Raw genomic sequence first — 15,108 nt, 5'->3', positions numbered from 1 at the left:
CGGGCGTCACCGCGACGTCGCCCGTTGGAGCGCGGCGACCGCGATCTCGACCTCGGCGGCCAGCTCCTGGAGCAGCACGTCGGCCCCCTCGGTGGTGCCCGCGATGCCGAGCGACTCCAGCTGCTGCGCGGCGGCGGCGACCCGGGGCAGGCCGAGGTTCAGCGCCGACCCCTTGAGCTGGTGCGCGGAGGTGAGCAGCGACATCGCGTTCCGCCGGCCGACCGCCTCGCGGATCGCGACGAGCTGGTCGCCGACCCGGCCCATGAACGACGCGGCGGTGCGCTCGAAGAAGCTCACGCCGTCCTTGCGCAGCTCGTCGAGCAGGGCGATCCGGGCGGGGTCGAGCACCCCCTCCTCCGACACCAGCGCGGGCGCCGGCGCCGGCTCGGCGGACGGCTCGGGCACGTGGACGGCGGGGGACTGTACCCACTCGCCCAGCGCCCGGGCGAGCTCGCCGGGGTCGACCGGCTTGGTCAGGTAGTCGTCCATCCCCGCGGCCAGGCAGCGCTCCCGCTCGCCCTCCAGCGCGGACGCCGTCATGGCGATGATCGGGACGCGTCGCCCCCGAGGCTCCTGCGCCCGCACCTGCCGGGTCGCGTCGAAGCCGTCGAGCCGCGGCATCCGGCAGTCCATCAGCACGACCGCGTAGTCGTGCGGGCCGGTCAGCCGGTCCACGGCCGCGACGCCGTCGTCGACCACGTCGACGGAGCAGCCGAGGTTCTCGAGCATCCCGGTGGCGACGAGCTGGTTGACCTTGTTGTCCTCGACGACCAGCACGCGTACGCCGAGCCCGGGCGCCTCCTCCTGCGGCGGCGCGGCGGTCGTCGCGAGGCCGCCGAGCATGGCCCGCAGCGCGGCGCGCAGCTCGGCGTGGCGCACCGGCTTGTTCAGCGCGCTGTGGATGCCGGCGTCCTCGACCTCCTGCCGGGTGACCGACTGGTCCGAGGTGAGCAGCAGCATCGACAGGTCGGCCAGCGCCGGGTCGGAGCTGATCAGGTTCGCCAGCTGGATCCCGTCGATGCCGGGCATGACCAGGTCGAGCACGGCGGCCTCGAACGGCTGCCCCGACCGCGCGGCCTCGCGCAGGGTGCCCAGTGCCTCCGCCGCGGACGCGACCGCCACCGTCCGCATCTGCCAGGCGTCGAGCTGCTCGGACAGGATCAGCCGGTTCGTGCTGTTGTCGTCGACGACCAGCACCCGCCGGCCCTGCAGCTGCTGGACGGCGGCCGGTGGTGCCGCGGCGGCGCCGGTCGCCGTGCCGAGCCGGGCCGTGAACGAGAACGTGCTGCCCCGGCCGGGCACGCTGTTCACCCGGATCCGCCCGCCCAGCGCCTCGACGAGCTGGCGCGAGATCGCCAGGCCCAGGCCCGTGCCGCCGTGCCGCCGCGTGGTCGAGGGGTCCGCCTGGGTGAAGGCCTCGAAGAGCCGCTCCTGCTGCCCGGGCGCGATGCCGACGCCGGTGTCGGTGACGTCGACCCGCAGCACCACCTCGGTGCCGCTGCGCGACTCGACGTGGGCCTGGACCACCACCTCGCCGCTGTCGGTGAACTTCACGGCGTTCGAGCCGAGGTTCGTGATGATCTGGCCGAGCCGGACCGGGTCGCCCCGCACCTGCAGTGGCACGTCGGGCGCGCACGCGACCACCAGCTCGAGGCCCTTGTCGTGCGCCGGGCCGCTGAGCACCGACGCGACCTGGTCGAACACCTGCCGCACGTCGAAGTCCGCGGCCTCGAGCTCCAGCTTGCCCGACTCGATCTTGGACAGGTCGAGGATGTCGTTGATGATCCCCAGCAGCGTCAGCCCGGCGCCCTGGAGATTCTCGGCCAGCTTGCGCTGGTGGTCGTCGAGGTCGGTGCGCAGCAGCAGGTCGGTGAGGCCGATCACGCCGTTCATCGGCGTCCGGATCTCGTGGCTCATCGTCGCCAGGAACTCCGACTTCAGCCGCGACGCCTCCATCGCCTGGTCGCGCGCCTCGGCCAGCTGGGCCGCGCTCCGCTCGCGCTCGGCCACGACGCCGAGCTGGTTCGCGATCTGCTTCATCAGCCGGTAGGAGTCCTCGTCCGGCCGGATCTCGTCGGCGATCACCTCGACCACGCAGACCACCTCGCCGCCGAGGAGCACCGGCATCGCCACCAGGACGTGCGTGTCGGTCATCCCGGCCGGCGTACCGACCGCGACCTCCCCGGACGCGCGCGCCTTCTCGGCGAGCACCGGGTCGCACGCCGCCGCGAGGTCGCTGCGGAGGTCGAGCAGCTCGGGCTCGCCCGGCACGTCGTAGAGGAAGGCGCACACCGCGACCCACCGGGTGTGCTCGGGGACGCCCGTGGCCGCCATCACCAGGGCCTCCCGGAGGCTGCCGGCCCGGTTGGCGGCGGTCGCCATCTGCTGGAGCAGCCGCAGCCGGCGGGTCCCCTCGGCCACCTGCTCGTCGGCCTGCCGCATGTCGGTGACGTCCTGCGCGGTGCCGCTCATCCGCAGCGCGACGCCGTCCGGCCCCCGCTCGATCACGCCGCGGCCCTGGATCCAGCGCACGGCGCCGTCCGCCCGCACGATCCGGTGGTCGAACGCGTAGTCGTCGCCCTCGGCCTCCGCGATGGCCTGCGCCGCGCTGTCGCGGTCGTCCGGGTGCAGCCGGGAGAGGAAGTCGGCGTACGTCACCAGGGTGCCGGGGCTGATCCCGAAGATCCGGCAGAGCTCGTCGGACCACTCGATCCGGTCCGCGGCGATGTCCCAGGACCAGCTGCCCACGTGCGCGATCTGCTGCGCCGTCGCCAGCTGCTGCTCCCGCGCCGCGAGGGCGTCGAGCAGCTCCTTGCGCTCGGTGTACGGCGTGACCCGGTGCAGCCAGCCGGTACGCCGGCCCTCGTCGTCGAACACCGGGCGGAAGCTGACCAGCCCCCACACCGTCGTCCCGTCCGGGCGGATGAAGTAGGCGTCGACGTTGTCGCGCCCCTCGCCGGTGCGCCGCATCTCGTCGAGCGCGCTCGCGAAGTCCCGCCGGCCCTGCTCGTCGAGGGTGTCGTACGCCGAGAGCCCGACCATCTCGGCGGGGTCGCGGCCGAGCAGCTCGGCCATCCGGTCGTTCGCCCAGGTGGTGACCGCGTCGTCGTCGAAGACCCACAGACCGTCCGGGATGACCGCGAACAGCCGGCTCGCGTCGGTCCCGTCGATCATGCCCCCATTCCTACCGGGCGCGAGGTCACGGCGGGAGTGAAGCCGATGACCCGGTTGCGGCAGTGCCGGGCACGGTCGCGCAGCACCGACTTCTCGGCGGGGTCGACGGTCAGCGACCAACGCAGCTTGACCGCGACCCACTGCCGGACGTACCGGCACCCGCCGAAGTCGGGCAGCCACTCCGCGACGTCCCGGTCGCCCTTGGACTGGTTGACGTTGTCGGTGACCGCGACCAGCGTGCGGGGGTCGCCGAGGTCGTTGGCGTACCGCTCGCGGGTGTCGTCGTCCCACCCGGCGGCGCCGGAGTCCCACGCCTCCTTGAGCGGCACGAGGTGGTCGATGTCGACGTCGCTCGCCCGGGTCCAGGTCTCGCGGTCGTACCAGGAGAACCACTCGCCCGTGGTGATCGTGCACCCGTCGACCGGCACCCGGGACTCGGCGACGAGCACCTCCTCGCGCGTGTCCTGGCAGTCGTGGTCGGCGTCGACCCAGTGCTCGAACAGGTCCCGGTCGTAACCGTCGGGCGTCTCGTCCGCGACGGGGAGCGCTCGAACCGCGGCGCGGAGCCGGAGCTGTTCGGCGCTCGCGGTCCCGGGGACCGCGCCCACCAGGAACGCCACGACCAGGACCAGGAGGAGCGCATGCCGAGTCATTGCTCGATGATGACGCAATGGACCTCTCCCTGCTCGGCAGTCCCGGCGATCCGTCGTTCGGCCTCGACACGTTCGGTGACATCGCGCTGGGGCCGGACGGCGAGCCGCTCAGCCAGGCCGAGGCGCTCCGCCAGGTGGTCGCCGAGGCGGAGCTCGCCGACGCGGTCGGCCTGGACTTCTTCGGCGTCGGCGAGCACCACCGGCCGGACTTCGCGATCAGTGCCCCGGACGTCGTGCTCGCGGCGATCGCCGGCCGCACCCGGCGGATCCGGCTGGGCACCTCGGTGACGGTGCTCAGCTCCGACGACCCGATCCGGGTCTTCCAGCGGTTCGCCACCCTCGACGCGGTGTCGCGCGGCCGGGCCGAGGTCACGCTCGGCCGCGGCTCCTTCACCGAGTCGTTCCCGCTCTTCGGGCTGTCGCTGGACGACTACGAGCGGCTGTTCTCCGAGAAGCTCGACCTGTTCGCGCGGCTGCTGGCCGAGGAGCCGGTCACCTGGGCGGGCTCGGTCCGCCCGCCGCTCGACGACGTCCGGGTGTACCCGCACACCGAGCACGGCCTGGTCGCGTGGGTGGGCGTCGGCGGTACGCCGGAGGCGGTCATCCGCGCCGCGTCGTACGGGTTGCCGCTGGTGATCGCGGTGATCGGCGGGTCGCCCGAGCAGTTCGTCCCGCTGGTCGACCTCTACCACCGGGCGCTGGAGCACCACGGCCACGGCAGCCGGCCGATCTCGATGCACAGCCCCGGCCACGTGGCCGCCACCGACGAGCTCGCCCGCGAGCAGATGTACCCGCACCAGGCGGCGGCGTTCACGAAGATCGGCCGGGAGCGCGGCTGGGGCCCCTACTCGCGGATCCAGTTCGAGCAGGGCGCGAGCCCCGCCGGCGCGCTGTTCGTGGGCTCGCCGGAGACCGTCGCCACCAAGATCGCCGCGGCGATGCGGACGCTCGGCCTCTCGCGGTTCCAGCTCAAGTACGCCGTCGGCACCCTCCCGCACGAGGAGCGGCTGGAGTCCATCCGGCTCTACGGCACCCAGGTGGTGCCGCGGGTGCGCGAGCTGCTGGGGGTGGGCGGCGGCTGAGCACATCGACTCGGCGCCAGTGCAGGACTTGTGGGCGCCGAGTCGGCGCCAATGCAGATGACGGGGGCGTCGAGTCGGCGCCAATGCAGATGACGCGTCTGCAGTGGCGCCGACTGGGCACGCCTGGCGTCTGCAGTAGCGCCGACTCGGCGTGCCGGAGCCGGCGGAGTGACCGGCGAGTAGCCCCGTCGTTAGGGAGGCATGCGGATCCGGATCCTCCTGCTCTCGACCCTCCTCGCGCCGCTGCTCGCGGTCGCCCCGGTGACCGACGCGGCGACCACGGCCGCGGCGACCCGCCCGGCGCTGGTCGTCCAGGTGCTGTCCAACCGCGCCGACCTGGTCTCCGGCGGCGACGTGCTCGTGGCCGTCCGGGTTCCGGAGGGCGTCGACCCCGGCGCCGTGCGGGTGACCGCGGGCGACCGCGACGTGACGAACCGGTTCGCGGTGCGCGCGGACGGCCGGTTCGAGGGGCTGGTCACCGGGCTCGATCTGGGCCGCACCGTGCTGCGGGCCACCGCGCCGGGCGCCCGGGCGGACCGGATCGCGGTCGTGAACCACCCGAACGGCGGACCGGTGTTCAGCGGCCCGCAGACGAGGTACTACCGCTGCCAGGAGGGCGCGGTCGACGCCCAGTGCAACCAGCCGGCGAGCTACGACTTCCTCTACAAGTCCACGGACCCGACGACCCCCGACCTGCAGCCGTACGACCCGGACAACCCGCCCTCCGACGTGGCGACCACGACCACCGACGAGGGCGTCGAGGTGCCGTTCGTCGTACGCCGCGAGCAGGGCTTCCAGGACCGCGACCGGTACACGATCCTCACGCTGTTCCAGCCCGGTCGGGGCTGGCGGGCCTGGGACCCGCAGGAGCAGTGGAACCACAAGCTGCTGGTCACCCACGGCGGCGGCTGCGGCGCGTCGTACGCGCCGGGCTCGCCGCCGACCGCGGACTACTCCGGCACCCTGGAGGGCGCGCCGCTGGTGACGCCGAGCTACGTGACCGCGCTCGGCCTCGGGTTCGCGGTGCTGTCCACCGCCCTCGACAACACCGGCCACAACTGCTCGGTCGCGATGAACGCCGAGTCGGTGCTGATGGCCAAGGAGCGGCTGGTCGAGCGGTACGGCACGCTGCGGTACACGATCGGCACCGGCTGCTCGGGCGGCTCGATCGCCCAGCACACGGTGGCCAACGCCTACCCGGGGATCTACCAGGGCCTGATCACCAGCTGCTCCTACCCGGACACGTTCACCGCCGGCGCCCAGTTCGCCGACTACCACCTGCTGCGCCTCTACTTCGAGGACCCGTCCCGGTGGGGCCCGGGCGTGGTGTGGACCGAGCCGCAGATGGCGCAGGTCGAGGGGCACGCCTCGCACCTGAACGCCGTGGTCGCCGACGAGGGGCTGTTCAAGGCGGCCCTGAACCCGGAGAACGCCTGCTCCGGCACCGTCGACCCCGTCCCCGGTGACCCGTCCACGCGCTATGACTCCGAGACCAACCCCGGCGGCGTCCGCTGCTCGGTCCTCGACCTGCTGGTCAACCAGCTCGGCCCGCGCCCGGAGTCGGTGTGGACCCCGCAGGAGCAGGCCGCCGGCCACGGCTTCGGCGGCATCCCGTTCTCGAACGACGGCGTGCTCTACGGCCTGTCGGCGCTGCAGGCGGGCACGATCACCACGGCGCAGTTCGTCGACCTGAACGCCAAGCTCGGCGGCCTCGACATCGACTCCGGCCCGTCGCCGGACCGGATCACCGGCGACCCCACGGCGATCGCGAACGCCTACCGCACCGGGCTGATCAACGAGGCCAACCACCTCGACGAGGTCGCGATGATCAACCACGGCGGGCCCGACCCGGGCATCGCGCACGACTACGCCCACGCGTTCTGGACCCAGGAGCGGCTGCTGGCCGACCAGGGCAACACCGACAACCGGGTGATGTGGTTCGGCCCGACGCCGCTGATCGGCGACGTGAACTGGGCGAACGAGGCGCTGGTCGCCATGGACCGCTGGCTGGCCGCGGTCGAGGCGGACGGGTCGCGCGAGCCGCTCGCCGAGAAGATCGCCGCGGACCGGCCGGCCGACGTCACCGACCGCTGCGTGGTCGCGCAGGCCGCCGACGCCTGCGACGTGTCCGAGCTCCAGGCGCTCCAGACCCGGCTCTCCACGCCGCGCCAGGAGGCCGGCGGCCCGGTCGCCAACGACAACGTCGCCTGCCGGCTGACGCCGCTCGACCGCGCCGACTTCGCCTTCCTGCCGGTGCCGTTCACCGACGCCGAGTGGGCGACCCTGGAGCAGACGTTCTCGCACGGCGTCTGCGACTGGTCGGTGCCCGGCATCGGCCAAGGGCCCGCGCAGACCTGGCTGCGGTACGACCGGCCCGACGGCACCCCGGCGTACGGCGGCCGCAACCTGCCGGCCGTGCCCCCGGACTCGGCGGTGGGTGTGGTGAGCCCGGTGTGGGCGGAGATGCTGCGGAGGTAGGGAACCGGCGCGGCGCCGCACGCGTCGGACCGGCATGTCATCCCTGCGCACCCGGCTCGCCGGACTGCTCGCCGGACTGCTCGCGGCGTTCGGACTCGTCGCCCTGACGCCGGCCGCCGCCCACGCCTGCTCCTGCGTCCAGGACTCGCCCCGGCAGCACGCGAAGGGCGCCGACGTCGTCTTCACCGGCACGCTCACCCGCATCGACCCGCCTCCCTGGCGCCCGATCATGTCCAGCGGCGACCCGGCGACCTACCACTTCGACGTCGACGGCGTGCTCAAGGGCGACGTGCCCTCGAACGCGCGGGTGACGTCGGCGGTCTCGGGCGCGTCGTGCGGCCTGGAGGGCATGGCGGTCGACCGGCGCTACGTCGTGTACGCCACCGGCGCGCACGAGCTGAGCGCGAACCTCTGCGGGGGCACCGCGGAGGTGGGGCCGGCGACCGTCGAGCGCGTCGAGAAGGTCATGGGTCCCGCGCACGACCCGGGCCCGGCCGCGGCGTACCCCGCGGACGACGGGGCGCCGGTCGGCTGGATCCTGGCCGGCGCGGCGGGCCTGGTCGCGGCGGCCGCCGCACTGGCCGTGCGGCGGCGCGGGCGGCGCACGTCACACGCGTGAACGACGCGCCGCCGGGTCACCGGAGGGCATGCGCGACTACGACCCGGCCGGTGCGGTCGACCTGCACGGCTACTCCGGCAGCCTGCTCACCTACGGACTCGCCGTCACGGCCCTCGCGGGCGCCGCGGGCGGCCGGGCCCCGGAGCGGTACGCCGTGCGCGACCTCGTGCTCGGCGGCATCGCGACCCACAAGTTCAGCCGGCTACTGGCCCGCGGCTCGGTGACCAGCCCGGTGCGCGCGCCGTTCACGGAGTTCCAGGACGCCGCCGGCGCGGCCGAGCACCAGGAGGCGGCCCGCGGCGAGCACGGCGTCCGGCACACGGTCGGCGAGCTGATCACCTGCCCGTTCTGCCTCGCGGTCTGGGTCGGCACGTCGTACGTCGGGGCCCTCGCGCTCGCGCCGCGCGCGGCGCGGACCTGGGCGGCGGTGTTCACGGTCACCGCGGTCTCGGACTTCCTCCAGCACGCCTACGCCCGGGTGCGTGGCTGAGAACCGATCGGGATACCGGATCACGTTCCCGATCGGAAGGATCCGAGCATGGCCACCGGTGCGACCGGGTTCGGCGACGTGATCCACGACCACGGTGACCACGCGTGATCCCGACCCTCGTCGGCGTGGGCGCCGCCGTCGTCGTCGCGGTCCTCGTGATCGCGACGACGCGGTTGGGCTGCCGGCTGGCCGCCCGGCGGTGGCCGGCCGTCCGACACCTGGAGCGCCGCAGCCGGATCGCGTTCCGGGTGCTGGTGCTGATGGTGGCGCTGAACCCGGTCCTGGCGACGGTTCGGCCGGCCGACGCCGAGGCGTGGTGGTGGACCTGGGGCACGACGACGGCCCGCGTGCTCGCGATCGTCGCCGGCGGCTGGTTCCTGACGTCGGTGGCCCTCTTCCTCGAGGACGCCGGGCTCCGTCACTACCGCACGGACGTCACCGACAACCTGGCCGCGCGGCGGATGAGGACCCAGATGCTGGTGCTGCGCCGCCTCACGATCGCCGTCGCCGCCATCATCACCCTCGGCGCCGCGCTGCTGGCGCTGCCCGGGGTCAAGGCGGTGGGCGCCAGCGTGCTCGCGTCCGCGGGCCTGCTGAGCGTGGTGGCGGCGCTGGCGGCGCAGTCGCTGCTCGGCAACGTGTTCGCGGGCATCCAGATCGCGTTCGGCGACTCGGTGCGGCTCGACGACGTCGTGATCGTCGACGACGAGTGGGGCTGGATCGAGGAGATCACGCTGACCTACGTCGTGGTCCGGCTGTGGGACGAGCGGCGCCTCGTGGTGCCGTCGACGTACTTCACGACCACGCCGTTCCAGAACTGGACCCGGAGGCGCTCCGAGCTGCTGGGCGCGGTCGAGCTCGACGTCGACTGGACGGTGGACCCCGGCCGGCTCCGCGAGCAGCTCGCGGTGGCGCTGTCGACGACGGACCTGTGGGACGGGCGCGCGCAGGTCCTCCAGGTCACCGACGCGGTGGGCGGGTGGGTGCGCGTCCGGGCCCTGGTGACCGCGTCCGACGCGGGCCGCCTGTTCGACCTGCGCTGCCACGTCCGCGAGCACCTGGTCGGCTGGATCAGGGACAACGACGCCGGCGTGCCGCGGCAGCGGGTCGAGATGGTGCGGGACCTCGCCCGACCGGAGGGTTGACGGCGCGCGGGTCCGGCGGGGAGCGTGCGGTCATGACGCGCGAGCCGCACGAGAACGTGGCGACCGTCCTGGTCGACCCCGCCGTGCTGCCCCAGCTCGAGGTGCACCTGATGTCGCTCGACCTGCGCCTGTGGCCGGTGGCGACCGCGCCGATCTGCGCCGACGGCCCGCGCCGCGCGTTCCAGGTCCGCCGCCGGATGCTGATGGCCCGGCGCGGCGCCTGGGACGACGCCGCCGCGTGGACGCCGGTGTGGATCTCGTTCGGCGAGAGCTGGTACGACGGCGCCGACCCGCTCCCGTGGTCGGCGCACCAGGTGCTCTACCGGACGCTCGACCAGTACGCCGAGCACGTCCGCTACCGGCTCGGCCTCGGGGGAGTGCCGCGCCTCGAGGTGCCGCACGAGCGGACCGCCTGACGAACCGGTCTGGTCAGCTGCGTGAGCAGATGTCCGGCGGGGCATGACCCGGGGACGGGACGACCGTTGACCACCCGGAGCGCGATCCGTTCCACGGTCCTCAGTGTCAGGAGCATGCCCATGTCGTCACCCCGCCTCCGTTGGACCGCCGTAGCGGCCGTCCTCGCCCTCGTCCTCGGCACCGCCGTCGCCGTCGGCCTGCTCAGATCGGGCGGCTCGCCCGCCGCGGCGAACGCCGCATGCGCCCCCGGCTACCAGCCCGTCGAGGCGGCGCTGGCCGAGGTCCGCAAGGAGATGGGCGCCGAGCACGAGGGCGAGCACGCCGAGGAGGGCGAGCACGGGGAGGAGGCCGACGCGGAGCTCGTCCGCGAGGCCACCCGCGAGCTGCCGATGCTGGCCGGCACCGACCCCGACGAGTGGGACCGGCTCTGCGTCGTCGCCAAGCGGCCGGAGTCGCTGCAGGAGCTCAACTCGCTGTTCAACACCCGCGCCATGGCGCGGCTGGCCCCGCTCGGCGCCTACCGCCAGGGCGCGGCGTACGCCGCCGCCCAGCAGGCCGCCCGGCTCGGCACCGTCCCCGGCACCGCCCGGCTGCACGGCCGCGGCCCGCTGATCGTGAACGACCCGGCGTACCCCGAGGTCAACGGCCTCGGCCTGACCCACAACATGGGCCGCGTCGACAGCTACGCCTGGGACCCGGCCGGCCACCGGTTGTTCGCCGCGGTCGGCAACGGCGGCATCTGGCGCTCCGACGACCTCGGCGGCCAGTGGCGTGACGCGACCGGCAACCTGCCGACCACCGTCACCGGCGCCGTCGGCTGGAGCAAGGCGAACGGCGGCACCCTGGTCGCGCTCACCGGCGAGCCGACGTTCGGCTCGTCGGCGTACACCGGGCTCGGCGCGTACTGGTCGAAGGACCTCGGCCGGCACTGGACCCGCGCCAGCGGCGTCCCGGCCGGCGCGCTCGGCTTCGCGGTCGCGGTCGACCCGGCGAACCAGCGCAACGTCTACCTCGCCACCCAGGCCGGCCTGTTCGGCTCGACCGACGGCGGCCGCTCGTACCGCAACCTGAGGCTCCCGACCGGGAAGTGCGCCGGCGTCGCGGACACCGCGAAGCGGCCCGAGTGCGCCCTGGCCAACGTCGTCACCGACGTGGTCGTGGCGGCGCCGGGCGGCGTCAACACCGACACGAAGGCCGGCACCGTGGTCGCCACGGTCGGCTGGCGCGGCGGGCAGCGCGAGAACCCCGACGGCTCCGTGCAGTCGCCGAACAACGGCGTCTACCGGTCCGCCACCGGCAAGCCCGGCAGCTTCCAGAAGCTCGACGTCAGCGGCTTCGCCGCCCAGGACGCGATCGGCCGCGTCGAGCTCGGCAACGCGGTCGGGCCGCAGCAGGACCACGACATCCTGTACGCCGTCGTGCAGGACGCGAACCTGCTCAACCACGGCGGCGTGGGCGGCATCGACACCCCCGACGAGCTCGGCACCCCGCCGGTCGGCACCACCGTGCTCAACGGCATCTACGTCTCCACCGACTTCGGTGCGACCTGGACCGAGCTGGTGTCCGGGAGCGAGCTGACCGCGGACCCGACCACGGGCTCGGCGCTGATCGGCACCGGCACCGCGACCGGCTACCAGCCGGGCGTCCAGGGCTGGTACAACCAGTGGATCCAGCCGGACCCGACCCGCGCCGACGCCAACGGCGTCCCGACCCGGCTGGCCTTCGGCCTCGAGGAGGTCTGGGCCGACGACCTCCCGCAGTCCGGCGAGCCGCTGGACGGCTCGGTCCCGGTCCACTTCCAGGTCGTCGGCAAGTACTTCGGCGGCGACTCCTGCCTGCTGCTCAGCGCCGGCCTGCCGGCCTGCCCGACCGACCGCGACCCGTCCGACGACGGCTCGACCACGCACCCCGACCAGCAGGACGGCATCTGGATCGCCGACCCGAAGGTCGACGGCGGCGTGCAGCTCGTGGTCGGCAACGACGGCGGCAGCTACCGGTACCGGTTCGAGGACGACTCGGACGGCGAGCTCGACAACGGCCACTGGGGCCCGGGCGACCAGACCGGCTACAGCACGCTGATGCCGTACTACGCGGCGATGGCCAACGACGGCACCGTCTGGGCCGGGCTCCAGGACAACGGCAACCTGAAGATCGACGGGAAGACCCGCAAGCAGTACGAGACGTACGGCGGCGACGGGTTCTTCTCGGCGGTCGACCCGTTCGACTCGAAGACCGCGTACGAGGAGTACACGTACGGCGCGATGTCGGTGACCACCGACGGCGGCACCTCCTGGGCCGACATGGACCCGGGCCTGACGGCGTCGAAGTTCGCGAACCCGTTCTCGATGGACCCGACCAACGCCAAGCACCTGGTCACCGCCGGCCGTGAGGTCGTCGAGACCCTGCAGGGGCCGGGCACCCAGGGCGGCATGACCGACGCCGCGGACGCCGACCCGTCGACGAACACGTGGATCAAGGTCTTCGACCTCGGCACCCGGACGAAGCCCGGCGACGCCGGCGCCACCGCGTCGGCCACCGACCCCGCCAACTCGATGTCGGCGATCGCGACCCGGCGCAACGCGACGTACGTCGGCTTCTGCGGGTTCTGCGACACCCTCAACAAGACCGCGGACTCCTCGGCGGTGTTCCGCAACGGGCTGGCGACGAACGTCGGGGGCGACAAGCCGGCGCAGGCCGGGACGGCGGACGGCTGGCACGTCGTGACGCCGAAGGGGCTGCCGAACCGGTACATCACGTCGGTCGCCATCGACCCGAAGGACGAGAACACGGTCTTCGTCACCCTCGGCGGCTACACCCGGCGGTGGGTGCCGCCGGGCGCGGTGGGCGACACCAACCCGCGGATCGGCACGGGCCACCTGTTCGTGTCGCACGACGCGGGCCGCCACTTCGCCGACGTGACCGGCAACCTGCCGGACGCCCCGGCCACCTGGGTCGCGCTGCGCAAGAACCAGCTGCTGGTCGGCACCGACGTCGGCGCCTTCGCGTCCGGCATGCGGGGGGCCAAGCAGCGCGAGCCGCAGTTCGCGCGCCTGGGTGGGCTGCCGGCCGCGCCGGTCGCCAGCGTGGCGCTCAAGCCCGACAACCCGAACGTCGCCGTGCTCGCGCTGTTCGGTCGCGACGTGTGGACCTACACCTTCGACAAGAAGGTCACCGTGCCGACGCCGGAGCCGCCGGAGACCCCGGCGATCGGGACCCTCGCGCAGGCGTGGGACTTCGAGGCGGACGCGCAGGGCTGGACCGCCGACGGCGCACCGTCGACCTGGACGCGGGAGAGCCCGGGCCACGGCTCCGGCACCGCGGACGCGGACGCCGGCCAGGCGTTCGACGTCGCCGGCCCGCTCAACTACCTGGACAACGCCGACACGTCGCTGACGTCGCCGGCGGCCACGCTCCCGGCGGGCACCGGGGTCCTGGAGTGGTCGATGCGGCTCGACACCGAGCCCGGCTTCGACACGGTCGCGGTCCAGGTGTCCACCGACGGCGGCACGACCTGGGCGACGGCCGGCACCTTCTCGGGCCAGAACGCCGACGCCCCCGGCTGGTCGCCGTACGCGGTGGCCTTCTCCTCGCCGGGCGGCCCGGTCCAGGTGCGGTTCCACTTCACCTCCGACGAGCTGTGCTCGGGCCTCGGCGGCCCGCTCTGCTCGTCGACCGACGGCTGGGACGGGGTGCACGTGGACGACGTGCGGCTGGGCACCGCCGGCTGACTAGGGAGTTCTCCCGATGCCGTGAGGTACCTCAGGTGGCCACGCTCGGCCCATGCGACCTACGCAGGGGCCGAGCGGGCCCTTCCCGTGTGAACTGCACGCGACGCTCTTCTTCGCGGGTGAGCCGGCGCACCTGGAGCGCGCGAAGACGCTCTGCGCGCGGTGCCCGGTCCGCACGGCGTGCCTGGCCGGCGCGCTGGAGCGGCAGGAGCCCTGGGGCGTCTGGGGCGGCCAGCTCTTCGAGGCCGGCCGGGTCGTCGCGCGCAAGCGGCCGCGCGGACGGCCGCGGAAGGTGGCCTAGGCGTGGACGGCGAGAGCCGCAGCCGATCGACTCGGCTGCGGCTCTCGTGCTCGTGGGCAGGGGCGGGGTCGAACCGCCGACCTTCCACTTTTCAGGCGGACGCTCGTACCAACTGAGCTACCTGCCCGAGCGACGCACACCCTACAGGAGCCCGCCGGGTGCGACGAAAACGGTGGTCACGCACGGGACGGGTCGAACTCCAGCACCTGCGTGAGCCGCACGTTGTTGCCCGACGGGTCCCGGAAGGAGGTGTCGATGCCGTAGGGCTGCGGCGTCGGCGGGTCGTTGAAGGCCACGCCGCGCGCGGACAGCTCGTCGTACGCCGCCCGGCAGTCGTCGGTCTCCAGGAACAGCGTGCCGGCGGCGCCACGGGCGACCAGGTTGCCGAGCTGCCCGCTGGCGTCGGATCTGCCACGCCGTCGGGCTGACCAGCCTCGGCTCGTTCACGAGCCGGTTCACCGCGGTGTACGGCGCCTCTCCCACGGCGTACCGGGCCTCGTTCCCGGTGTTGCGGAGCAGGGCGGCGGCGCGCTCGAGCCGGCGGCTGAGCAGGTACTGGTGCGGGGTCTCGCCGAACACCCGGCGGAACTCCCGTGCGAGGTGCGCCGGCGACCAGCCCGCCTCCCGCGCGAGGTCGGCGACCCGCAGCGGCGCGGCGTACCTGCGGTCCGCGAGGTCGCGCGCCCGGAGCAGGTGGCGCGACGGATGGGTGGGCACCCGCGGATCGTCCCACGACCCGTATGCTTCTGCGGAGCAGTCCGGCCCCCATCGTCTAGCGGCCCAGGACCCCGCCCTTTCACGGCGGTAGCACGGGTTCGAATCCCGTTGGGGGTGCGAACACACCGCCGATTGTGAAGCGCGGCGGTGCGTGGGTTAGAGTTCCACCGCTTCCGCAAACGAAGTACCTGGCCCCGTAGCGCAGTTGGTTAGCGCGCCGCCCTGTCACGGCGGAGGCCGCGGGTTCGAGTCCCGTCGGGGTCGCCACCGATGCCCCGGATCGCGAGATCCGGGGCATCTGTCA

At 73.7% G+C, this 15,108-nt stretch carries 11 protein-coding genes, 3 tRNA genes and 1 pseudogene; 10 read left to right on the top strand and 5 right to left on the bottom strand.

Annotated elements, in window-relative coordinates:
• Positions 1-6: 6 nt before the first annotated feature.
• Together ABD086_RS20055 and ABD086_RS20050 are read right to left on the bottom strand one after the other, a co-directional pair.
• On the bottom strand, positions 7-3,174 hold the full coding sequence (locus tag ABD086_RS20055; RefSeq protein ID WP_343909493.1) for a response regulator: 3,168 nt from the start codon (positions 3,172-3,174) through the stop codon (positions 7-9).
• Entirely contained in the window at positions 3,171-3,827 is a 657-nt protein-coding gene (locus ABD086_RS20050) for an HNH endonuclease family protein (protein ID WP_343909491.1), read from the bottom strand. The genes ABD086_RS20055 and ABD086_RS20050 overlap by 4 nt, the downstream gene beginning before the upstream one ends.
• A 17-nt stretch (positions 3,828-3,844) precedes the next feature.
• Here ABD086_RS20050 and ABD086_RS20045 point away from each other — a divergent pair, with 17 nt between their 5' ends.
• The 8 genes from ABD086_RS20045 (at position 3,845) to ABD086_RS20010 (ending at position 14,087) form a co-directional block, all read left to right on the top strand.
• Positions 3,845-4,909, top strand: a complete 1,065-nt coding sequence (locus ABD086_RS20045; RefSeq protein WP_343909489.1) for an LLM class flavin-dependent oxidoreductase — start codon at positions 3,845-3,847, stop codon at positions 4,907-4,909.
• A 201-nt stretch (positions 4,910-5,110) separates the two neighbouring features.
• Positions 5,111-7,387 carry a DUF6351 family protein gene (locus ABD086_RS20040; protein ID WP_343909487.1) on the top strand — a complete coding sequence of 759 codons (2,277 nt, stop codon included), beginning with the start codon at positions 5,111-5,113 and terminating at the stop codon, positions 7,385-7,387.
• Between the two features lie 34 nt (positions 7,388-7,421).
• Positions 7,422-8,006: a hypothetical protein gene (locus ABD086_RS20035; protein WP_343909485.1), complete on the top strand. Its 585-nt coding sequence runs from the start codon at positions 7,422-7,424 to the stop codon at positions 8,004-8,006.
• Positions 8,007-8,034: 28 nt separating this feature from the next.
• Complete coding sequence (locus tag ABD086_RS20030) at positions 8,035-8,496, top strand: DUF1360 domain-containing protein (protein ID WP_343909483.1); 462 nt, start codon at positions 8,035-8,037, stop codon at positions 8,494-8,496.
• A 104-nt stretch (positions 8,497-8,600) separates the two neighbouring features.
• On the top strand, positions 8,601-9,641 hold the full coding sequence (locus ABD086_RS20025) for a mechanosensitive ion channel family protein (RefSeq protein WP_343909481.1): 1,041 nt from the start codon (positions 8,601-8,603) through the stop codon (positions 9,639-9,641).
• Between the two features lie 32 nt (positions 9,642-9,673).
• Complete coding sequence (locus tag ABD086_RS20020) at positions 9,674-10,057, top strand: hypothetical protein (protein ID WP_343909479.1); 384 nt, start codon at positions 9,674-9,676, stop codon at positions 10,055-10,057.
• 120 nt (positions 10,058-10,177) lie between these two features.
• Positions 10,178-13,786 (top strand): beta propeller repeat protein, encoded by a 3,609-nt coding sequence (locus ABD086_RS20015; RefSeq protein ID WP_343909477.1) that lies wholly within the window; start codon positions 10,178-10,180, stop codon positions 13,784-13,786.
• Between the two features lie 52 nt (positions 13,787-13,838).
• A complete protein-coding gene (locus tag ABD086_RS20010; protein WP_343909475.1) occupies positions 13,839-14,087 on the top strand; it encodes a WhiB family transcriptional regulator in 249 nt (82 codons plus the stop codon).
• Between the two features lie 53 nt (positions 14,088-14,140).
• On the opposite strand, the gene ABD086_RS20005 is transcribed toward ABD086_RS20010, so the two are convergent.
• The 3 genes and pseudogenes from ABD086_RS20005 to ABD086_RS19995 form a co-directional block, all read right to left on the bottom strand.
• Positions 14,141-14,214: transfer RNA gene (locus ABD086_RS20005), tRNA-Phe, on the bottom strand.
• Positions 14,215-14,263: 49 nt separating this feature from the next.
• Positions 14,264-14,398, bottom strand: coding sequence for a VOC family protein (locus ABD086_RS20000; RefSeq protein ID WP_425571664.1), 135 nt, complete (start codon positions 14,396-14,398; stop codon positions 14,264-14,266).
• A 193-nt stretch (positions 14,399-14,591) separates the two neighbouring features.
• A pseudogene (locus ABD086_RS19995) lies at positions 14,592-14,804 on the bottom strand (helix-turn-helix domain-containing protein); the annotation flags it as partial.
• A 44-nt stretch (positions 14,805-14,848) separates the two neighbouring features.
• Here ABD086_RS19995 and ABD086_RS19990 point away from each other — a divergent pair.
• Both ABD086_RS19990 and ABD086_RS19985 read left to right on the top strand, forming a co-directional pair.
• A tRNA-Glu gene (locus ABD086_RS19990) sits at positions 14,849-14,921 on the top strand.
• A gap of 73 nt (positions 14,922-14,994) precedes the next feature.
• A tRNA-Asp gene (locus tag ABD086_RS19985) sits at positions 14,995-15,071 on the top strand.
• Positions 15,072-15,108 lie beyond the last annotated feature (37 nt).

Source organism: Nocardioides aquiterrae (assembly GCF_039526625.1).
Classification (GTDB): Bacteria; Actinomycetota; Actinomycetes; order Propionibacteriales; family Nocardioidaceae; genus Nocardioides; species Nocardioides aquiterrae.
This window is presented reverse-complemented; position numbering and strand designations above follow the sequence as displayed.

Bases quoted from the DNA above. Each gene is read 5' to 3' on its own strand.
- ABD086_RS20050 (WP_343909491.1), bottom strand. From the start codon at position 3,827: ATGACTCGGCATGCGCTCCTCCTGGTCCTGGTCGTGGCGTTCCTGGTG.
- ABD086_RS20045 (WP_343909489.1), top strand. From the start codon at position 3,845: ATGGACCTCTCCCTGCTCGGCAGTCCCGGCGATCCGTCGTTCGGCCTC.
- ABD086_RS20035 (WP_343909485.1), top strand. From the start codon at position 7,422: ATGTCATCCCTGCGCACCCGGCTCGCCGGACTGCTCGCCGGACTGCTC.
- ABD086_RS20055 (WP_343909493.1), bottom strand. From the start codon at position 3,174: ATGATCGACGGGACCGACGCGAGCCGGCTGTTCGCGGTCATCCCGGAC.
- ABD086_RS20040 (WP_343909487.1), top strand. From the start codon at position 5,111: ATGCGGATCCGGATCCTCCTGCTCTCGACCCTCCTCGCGCCGCTGCTC.
- ABD086_RS20010 (WP_343909475.1), top strand. From the start codon at position 13,839: ATGCGACCTACGCAGGGGCCGAGCGGGCCCTTCCCGTGTGAACTGCAC.
- ABD086_RS20015 (WP_343909477.1), top strand. From the start codon at position 10,178: ATGTCGTCACCCCGCCTCCGTTGGACCGCCGTAGCGGCCGTCCTCGCC.
- ABD086_RS20020 (WP_343909479.1), top strand. From the start codon at position 9,674: ATGACGCGCGAGCCGCACGAGAACGTGGCGACCGTCCTGGTCGACCCC.
- ABD086_RS20030 (WP_343909483.1), top strand. From the start codon at position 8,035: ATGCGCGACTACGACCCGGCCGGTGCGGTCGACCTGCACGGCTACTCC.